At 68.3% G+C, this 7,376-nt stretch carries 9 protein-coding genes; 5 read left to right on the plus strand and 4 right to left on the minus strand.

The features are described from left to right. The first annotated feature begins 461 nt into the window (after positions 1-461). The 3 genes from ACFOW4_RS20705 (at position 462) to ACFOW4_RS20715 (ending at position 2,504) form a co-directional block, all read left to right on the plus strand. The gene (locus ACFOW4_RS20705) at positions 462-1,496 is read left to right on the plus strand and encodes a hypothetical protein (RefSeq protein WP_377530168.1); all 1,035 of its coding nucleotides are present in this window, start codon (positions 462-464) and stop codon (positions 1,494-1,496) included. Further along, on the plus strand, positions 1,493-2,011 hold the full coding sequence (locus tag ACFOW4_RS20710) for a hypothetical protein (protein ID WP_377530170.1): 519 nt from the start codon (positions 1,493-1,495) through the stop codon (positions 2,009-2,011). Before ACFOW4_RS20705 ends, ACFOW4_RS20710 begins: the two co-directional genes overlap by 4 nt. 130 nt (positions 2,012-2,141) lie before the next feature. Then, positions 2,142-2,504 (plus strand): hypothetical protein, encoded by a 363-nt coding sequence (locus tag ACFOW4_RS20715; protein ID WP_377530172.1) that lies wholly within the window; start codon positions 2,142-2,144, stop codon positions 2,502-2,504. Between the two features lie 382 nt (positions 2,505-2,886). Here ACFOW4_RS20715 and ACFOW4_RS20720 read toward each other — a convergent pair whose 3' ends face one another. The 3 genes from ACFOW4_RS20720 to ACFOW4_RS20730 all read right to left on the minus strand — a co-directional run bounded on the left by ACFOW4_RS20720 (position 2,887) and on the right by ACFOW4_RS20730 (position 3,905). After that, positions 2,887-3,018, minus strand: coding sequence for a hypothetical protein (locus ACFOW4_RS20720; RefSeq protein ID WP_377530174.1), 132 nt, complete (start codon positions 3,016-3,018; stop codon positions 2,887-2,889). Continuing rightward, positions 3,015-3,422, minus strand: coding sequence for a hypothetical protein (locus tag ACFOW4_RS20725; RefSeq protein WP_377530177.1), 408 nt, complete (start codon positions 3,420-3,422; stop codon positions 3,015-3,017). Before ACFOW4_RS20725 ends, ACFOW4_RS20720 begins: the two co-directional genes overlap by 4 nt. A 219-nt stretch (positions 3,423-3,641) precedes the next feature. Next, positions 3,642-3,905 carry a hypothetical protein gene (locus tag ACFOW4_RS20730; protein ID WP_377530180.1) on the minus strand — a complete coding sequence of 88 codons (264 nt, stop codon included), beginning with the start codon at positions 3,903-3,905 and terminating at the stop codon, positions 3,642-3,644. Positions 3,906-4,494: 589 nt separating this feature from the next. Between ACFOW4_RS20730 and ACFOW4_RS20735 the strand changes: the two genes are divergently transcribed. Continuing rightward, the gene (locus ACFOW4_RS20735; RefSeq protein WP_377530183.1) at positions 4,495-5,703 is read left to right on the plus strand and encodes a low temperature requirement protein A; all 1,209 of its coding nucleotides are present in this window, start codon (positions 4,495-4,497) and stop codon (positions 5,701-5,703) included. 86 nt (positions 5,704-5,789) lie between these two features. After that, positions 5,790-6,737, plus strand: coding sequence for a hypothetical protein (locus ACFOW4_RS20740; protein ID WP_377530185.1), 948 nt, complete (start codon positions 5,790-5,792; stop codon positions 6,735-6,737). A 223-nt stretch (positions 6,738-6,960) separates the two neighbouring features. Here the strand turns inward: ACFOW4_RS20740 and ACFOW4_RS20745 are convergent. After that, on the minus strand, positions 6,961-7,376 hold a 416-nt coding region (locus ACFOW4_RS20745; protein ID WP_377530188.1), incomplete at its 5' end, for an IS5 family transposase.

The raw sequence follows: 7,376 nt of genomic DNA on the forward strand, positions 1-7,376 counted from the left end.
TTACCGCGTCCCATCGCAAACCTCCGTGATCAAGGTGTTGCGACGACCAGTTGAATCCGCCCTCTACCCCACCGTCAGTTTGGACGGTGCCGAGCATCAGCTTGGTAACCGGTTTGATCTAGATCATAGGTAGCCGCGCTGCCTGGGCAGGAAGCACTCAGCGTGCCGAGCGAGCCCAACTCGCTGCTTGACGAGTGGCGGCCGGCCTGGCAAACCCTCTGCCGCCCCCGGTGCCGTGAGGCCTCCGCTCCTGGTCCGCCGCGTCAGAGGAGTCCTCCAGGCGAGCGCAACGGGACACCGGAGGGCCGATCCCCCGGCCGAGGGAGCGCATTCCCCGTTGCCGGGGAGGGAAGGTCGACCGTCGCCGTAAACCATTGGTTGATGACTATCGGAATCAGATCGCCGCGATGGGTGTGGTTCGCCCCGGCGGTGACCATCGCTCCGCCTGCCAGGGTCAGGCGATGAAGGCGAAATCAGCAACGGTCGCCCGGATCTGGTGGTGGGCGGTGGCGTGCGCCGTGTTCGTCGTCGGCGAGGTGGCTCTGCGGGCGTACTGGATAGCGGGGGGCCGCTGGGGGTACACCGCCTGCGACCGTACCGATCTGGTCGACCCGGCGGGCGGATGCGGCGCGGACCGCGTCGAGACGCTGCCCTTCTGGGCGGGGTGGGGACCGGTGGGGGTTGGTGCCGCCCTCGCGGTGCTGATCGTGTGCGCAGTCCGCTTCCCCGGCCGCTACTCGACCGCCGGCAGTTGGGCGGCGGCCGCGCTGCTCTTGGTCGCCGCGTTCCCGCTGCACCTGTTCTTCGAGATCCCCGCGGCGTTGGCGGGACGCCCCTCGGACTGGCGCGACCTCGTCGCCCGGCTCGCGCTGGTCACCGGCGGTCTCCTGTTCGCCGGGCTCGCCAACGCCTGCGCTCCCCCAGGCGCAGCGCGGGCGGCCGGATACCAACCGGTGCCGCGCTGGACCCGCCGCTGGGCGTACACGGCGGTCGCGCTGCCGATGATCGGTTGGGCCGTGCCGCACGGGCTGTGGATGCTCGGCGTTCCGTTGGGGATATCGCAGCGGCAACTGGACGACATCCACCACAACCTCTCGACATGGACAGGCGTGGCGATCACCCTCGTGCCGTCCCTGACCGGCCTGCTCGTGCTCGGGTTGATCCATCGTTGGGGGCAGCAGTTCCCCCGGTGGGTGCCGGGACTACGGGGCCGGCCGGTGCCCCGGCTCTTGGCGGTGATCCCCGCCGGGATGGTGGCGCTCGCGCTGGTCACCTACGGCGTCCTGAGCGTCGCGGTGTTCGGGCGGCAGGTGCTCACCGGCGACACGCCCTGGTCGGAGGTCCGCGAGGGTTGGGCGGTGGCCGCCACGCTACTGGTGTTCCTCAGCTGGGGGGTGGCACTGGGAGTCACCACCGCCGGCTACGCCCTCGTCACCCGGCCTCGTCAGCAGTACGTCACGGACACTCGCCCCTTCGAGCGATCGGCGCATTCATGAGTCTCACCGACTCCGGCCACCCCTGGGCCGCCGCCCCATCACCCTGGGCCGTTGGGGCCGCCTACGCCGTCCCGCTCTGCGTCCTGCCGTCCGCGCTCTGGCGACTGTCCCTTCTGTTCACCGACGAAAGTGTCACCACGTGGTACATGATCTTCCTATCTGCACTGTCGATGGGGCTGGCCCTGTCGACACTCGGGCTGGTGCACCGCTGGGGCCAACAGGTGCCGTACTGGGTGCCGTTGCTCGGTGGCCGGTGGATCCCGGCGAGGGCCGTCGTGATCGCCGCGCTGACCGGCGGCTGGTTGCTGGTCGCCATCTGCGTGTATTTCCTCCTGAACCAGACGTTTCACTTCGTGCAGAGCGGCTGGCTCGGTATGGGCCGGGACGAACCATCACATCCCGTTCCCGGCTGGGAGGTGCTCCGGTACTACGCCCCGCTGCTCGCCTGGGGCCCTCTCGTCATCGCCGTGGCCACCGACTACCGCCGACGCGTCGCCCTGGTGCGAGTGCCGTGACGACAGCCCTCTCGGAGCGTGTGCCGGAGCTCCCGTTTCCGTCCCCGCCGGGCGGCTGCCGACCTCGCCGTCACCACCTGCGGGCTGGTCACCCGAGCCGTCCGCTACCGAGACCGATCTGCGGAGCGGCATGGTAGCCCCCGTCATCAAGGCCACGACGGTCGCCGGGATGAGGTGGGTGCCGGCGGGCGCCGCGGGAGGAGCCGACCAAGTCGCCGATGAATCCGGTGTTCTTGACGGCCAGGGCGCCCGGGTCGCGATCTCGTCGCCCCGGCTGGCCCGCGCACCGCTCGGCGCCACGGCGGCCGTCGTCTCGGTGTGCGGAAGCCTCTGGGCCTGGCGGTCCCTTGGATACGACTTCGTCGAAGATGGCAACGACTCCAGTAAGGTGCTGCTGTGGACCACGATCGAGGTGGGCACGCTGAGCGCCCTCGCCGTCAAGGTCTCCACAGAACCCGGGGCGGTTCACGGATTCGAACCGACGACCCCTTGACCCCCAGGCAACAAGCGCGGCTCCCCGACCTGCTGTCCTGCCAGCCGGAAACTGCTGGAACAGTCCACGGCCGTCCACCGTCGTCCGCTGGCGACCGCTCCCATCGTCACCCAGCTAGTCACCCCGCAGACGCGGATAGATCGCATGCTTCCGTCGGGCGGTTCCCTTGCAAAAAGTACCGACCAGGTCGACGGCGGTCTCGGCGATGATCCAGGCGGCCAGCACGACCTGGTCCCCATGCCCACTTCCGAGTGGCTGTCCGCCATCGGCCTCACCATGGTCTCGCCCACCGTGACCTCGCTGGGCGTCACCATGCCTGCCTGTCGGACCGCCAGCGGGTACCGGGGCTCGGGCCCGCACCCCGAGGCGGGCCCGCCCCAGGTCAATCGCGGATCACGTAACCAGCGAAGAAGCCAGTCCCCACCACCGCTGCGACACCAACCAGAAACCAAGAGGAGTCCAGTCGGTATGCCGCGTAAGCACCGACCAGGAACACGATGCCGATCCACATCATGACCGCGCTCCACGCCCGGGACCCTTTACTTCGCAGTGGCTTCGGCACTTGGCCCAACTTGGCCCGGTACCACGCGGATAAATCCAGTGCGGGGGCCGGTACGCCCAAGCGACCATCAACACGCCGCAGGTCAGGACCAGCAGGAGGCCCGCCGCTATGGCGACCGTCTGGATCGGCCCTTCCGGCAGGAACGCGCTCAGTGCCGCCAGGGCGATCGAATACCAGAAGGCAGCAGCGACCGGCAGGATCGCCGGAAGGTGGTGGATGCCCGACTTGAGGAAGAATGCTGCAACTCGGCGTTGCGAAGGACGGTCACCCCCGCGGCGAAAGCTCAAGTACAGCCAGAGCGTCACGCTGCCCGCGAGCACCAACGCCGACAGCACGTAGACGGCTGCTCGCTCCATCGCGTCACGCTACCAATCCACGGCTCCGGTCCACAGGTCGCCGAGCACGTCACCGCCCGCGACGGGTAGTTGAAGCGGAACTTAGAGCCGCTAGCCCACCAGCAGCGGAAACGGGGTGGGTGACCTGCTCACGCGGCGCTTCGGGCTGCCAGCGTTGCTCGCTGGTTGACGACGCTTGACGGTCTCTTGTGCCCCCTGTGTGCCCCACACTGCCGGGGCTCAATTGCCGTCGTCGCCTCTCGCCCCTCGCCGTTCCTCGCGCCACAACTCGTGCCCACGCATCAGCCACCCAACCCAGAACACCGCGAACAAGATCAGGAAGCACGCGAACAGCACAATGGCGAGCACTGCCGCGATCGGCTGGAACCGCCCTCCATCGCCGTTCCATCCGCCCGCCGCAAGCGCTCCAAGACCGGCACATATGATCATGAAGACGACAACGCCCGGCCGGTCAACCGGGTGAGGCTCACGGGGCAGACGCAACTAGGCTCCTCGGTCAGTGGCACACGAGACGTCCACCCGCGGCCGCCTCCGATTGCCAGCATCGTTGCAGTATCAAGCCAGAGATCAAAGACCCAGAATCCGGCGTAGAGGTCGACTCGTCCGGCGCCCACCAGGCCAGCCGCTGTCACATGGCGGCTGGCCTGGCGGTTCTTCGGGTACTGCTGGTCGTCGCCTTCATCCTTGGTCAGCTCTTGACGGCCCAGCAAGGGCCCAGACGGCCCGTAGACGGCCCGGCCGAACCCTCGCTAGATTCACCGGCACCGGTAGCGGGCGCAGCGGATGGGTGGCTTCGTTCGGAGTCTCCCTCCAAGCGGTGCACCGCTGGCTGGCCTGGTATCGCCGGCAGCCAGCCTGTCTGATTGCGGAACCTGCGTGACAGTGCGCCGTGTGCTGGTGGAGTTTGCCGCGACGGAGCAGCGGAATCGCGTGGTGCTGGAAGTCCAGGCGGTGCGTCGACGACGGAGATCGCCCGGACCGGTGGGAACGTCTCGGCTGTGGACTGCTGGTGGACTGGCACCATATTAGGCGTCCGGGTCCGTATCGGCCGGATGAGTAGGAAGATGCGCGTATGGGGCGTATCTCGGGGATTCGGCGACCGGTGCCGATTGGTGAGGCCCAACGCACCACCCCGTTTGAGGTCTTCTTCGACCTGGTGTTCGCGTTCGCCTTCATCCGCGTGGCCACGTTCATGGCAGGGTCGCCGACGCCGCTCGTCCTGGTGCAGGGCCTGGTGTTCCTGATGCTGCTGTGGTGGCCCTTCACTACCTTCGCCTGGCTGGCCAACCGGGTCCGCGCCGACGTGGGCCTGGTCCGCGCCGGGCTGGTCGTGGTAATGGCCGCAATGTTGGTGGCCGCCTTGATCATCCCCTACGCGTGGGGGCACGGCAGGTCGACGGTGTCCGAAGCGCTGACGGTGGCGGTGGCGTACATCGTGATCCGGACCGTGTTTTACCTACTCAATTGGCACGTGGCCGTCATTAACCCGCGAATCCCGGCGCCCGGCTTCCGCTATGCCATCCCGATCGCGGTGGGCTGGATTCCGCTGCTGCTCGGGGCGGTGCTCGGCGGGGCCACACAAACGCTGTTGTGGGCCGCAGCGTTCCTCATCGACTGCCTCGGTACCGCGTGCGTCTCGGTGTTCAGCAGAGAGCGATTTCGGTTGCGCAGTGCTAGCCACCTGTGCGACCGGCATGGCCTGTTACTGATTATCGCCCTGGGCGAGTCGCTGATCGCGGTGGGCGCCGGCGCCGGATCGGCGGTCACCCGCTGGCCGGTCCTGATCGCCGCGCTGCTCGCCGTGGCCATTGCCACGGCCCTGTGGTGGCTGTACTTCGAGAACGCCGCCGCACCGGCCGGACAGGCCCTGGCGCGCCTCCCCGACCAGGACCGCGTCCGGCCTGCCATCAGCGCCTACAGCCTGGCCCACTTCCCGCTCATCGCCGGGATCATCTACCTGGCCCTGGGCATCGAACTCGTCCTCGAGCACCTGGCCCACCACCCGTCGCAGCATCCTGCCGGGGCGCCGCTGGATTGGACCTCCACAGCAGCCCTGTTCGGCGGCCCGATCGTCTACCTCATCGGCCGGGGCCTGTTCCTCCGTTTCACCGTCGGACACACCCCACCCGCCCAAATCGTCGCGGCCGGCATCATGCTCGCACTGCTTCCCGTCGCCCGGAGCCTGCCCGCCCTCGGCGCCTTCGGCGTGATCACCGCTGTCCTCGCCGCCCTCGTCTGCTACGAACGCATCATGTGGCAGCCGACCGCAGGTGCCAGATGATTACCCACCCACACCCCATACCGTGAAAGACCAGCAATATCCCCGAGCCTTGGCCATCAGTCAGCGACGGCGTCCGGCTCAAGACCGTGCCGTCCCGGCTCACCCCAGGCCACCTGCGCCAGCCCCTCGCCGACGACGGTCAGCCTGCCGGGCCACCACCGATCGCCACCGGACCCGTCCAGGCCGGCACCCCGATCGAGGTCGAACGGCTCGTCAACGCCAACGGCCTGATCAGCCTCGCCGGCCGGCAACACCCCGTCGGCTACCACTTCGCCGGCAGGCGCGTCACCGTCCGACTCGACCGCGGGCTCATGCAGATCACCACCGACGGCGTCCTCCTGCGCAGCCTGCCCAACCCACTAACACAGGCCGAGGCCGCCAGCATCCGCGACGCCCGCCCTGCCGGACCCCCACCCGCCTCGAGTTCAGAACACGTGTGGGTCGAACGCCGCGTCCGCTGCCGGGGATCCCTGGTCATCGCCGGTCAACGCATCCACGTCGGCATCGCCCACGCCGCAGCCACAATCACCGTCGAAGACACGGGCACCACTTGCCGCGTTTACGACGGCGATCAACTCGTCACCGAGGTACCCCGCACCACCACCAAGGCGGTCACCCGCTTCAAGGCCCGTCGACCGGAGCCGCCCCGGCGCCCCGCTCTCGCGCCACTGCCACAGCAACCGTCGCGCCTCAGGGCTGTCCAACAACTGCAGACCCCGAGCTGCCCACCCTCTCAGCGACTCATCGTCGCTGCGCAACTCAGCCGTCAGCAGGTCGAACGCCTGATCCGACCGCGCCTCCCCAACAAGCTCCAGCAGCCAGCAACGCAGGCCGTGATCACGTTCAACGCTGAACTCCTCAATCAGCTCATCCACATGCTGACCCGCGATCAGGCGCAGCCGCTGGAAGCCATCTTCCGCCTGCTGCGGATCACGTCGACGCATCAGCCGCATCGCCTGCCGAAACTCACTGCCCACCGGCGAAGGCTAACCGCCCGCATGACGCGTTACTTCGTGGCTTCACTTGAGGCGTGACACCTCGATCCGGCTGGTTGGCTACCTGCCGTGAACGCGGGCGGGCGGAGAGGCAGGCGCATCCGCTTCTAGCCGAAGAGCGTGCGGTTCCCCTGGGTGACGAAGCCGTGATCCGCGGAGTCGTGGGACCCGCGCCCTCGGGATGCGCCCTCCGGACGGGCTCCCTGCAGGGCACCGAGCAGTCCCGTCGGTGGCTCGTGGTCTAGGCCGTGTCTTCAAAGGTTCATAACCATTGGAGTAGCGCGGCGATGGTGACGGTGGCCTGGTACGAGGTCGCGGTCTTGTCGTAGCGGGTCGCGACGCTGCGGCACTGCTTGAGGCGGTTGAAGCAGCGTTCGACGACGTTGCGCCGCTTGTAGAGCTGCTTGTTGAACACCGGTGGCCGGCCGCCTCGGCTGCCGCGCCGGCGGCGGTTGGCCTGTTGGTCCGCGCGCTCAGGGATCGTGTGTCCGATGCCTCGCCGGCGTAGGTCGGCCCGGATTGCCTTGGAGCTGTAGCCCTTGTCGGCGATGACGTGATCCGGGCGAACCCGAGGCCGGCCGGGACCGTGACGTTCTATGCGGATGGCGGCCATGAGGTGGGTGAAGCGGGTGCAGTCGTTGACGTTGCCGCCGGAGAGCACGAACGCCAGGGTCCGGC

This window comes from Micromonospora sp. GCM10011542 (assembly GCF_042650685.1).
GTDB lineage: Bacteria > Actinomycetota > Actinomycetes > Mycobacteriales > Micromonosporaceae > Micromonospora.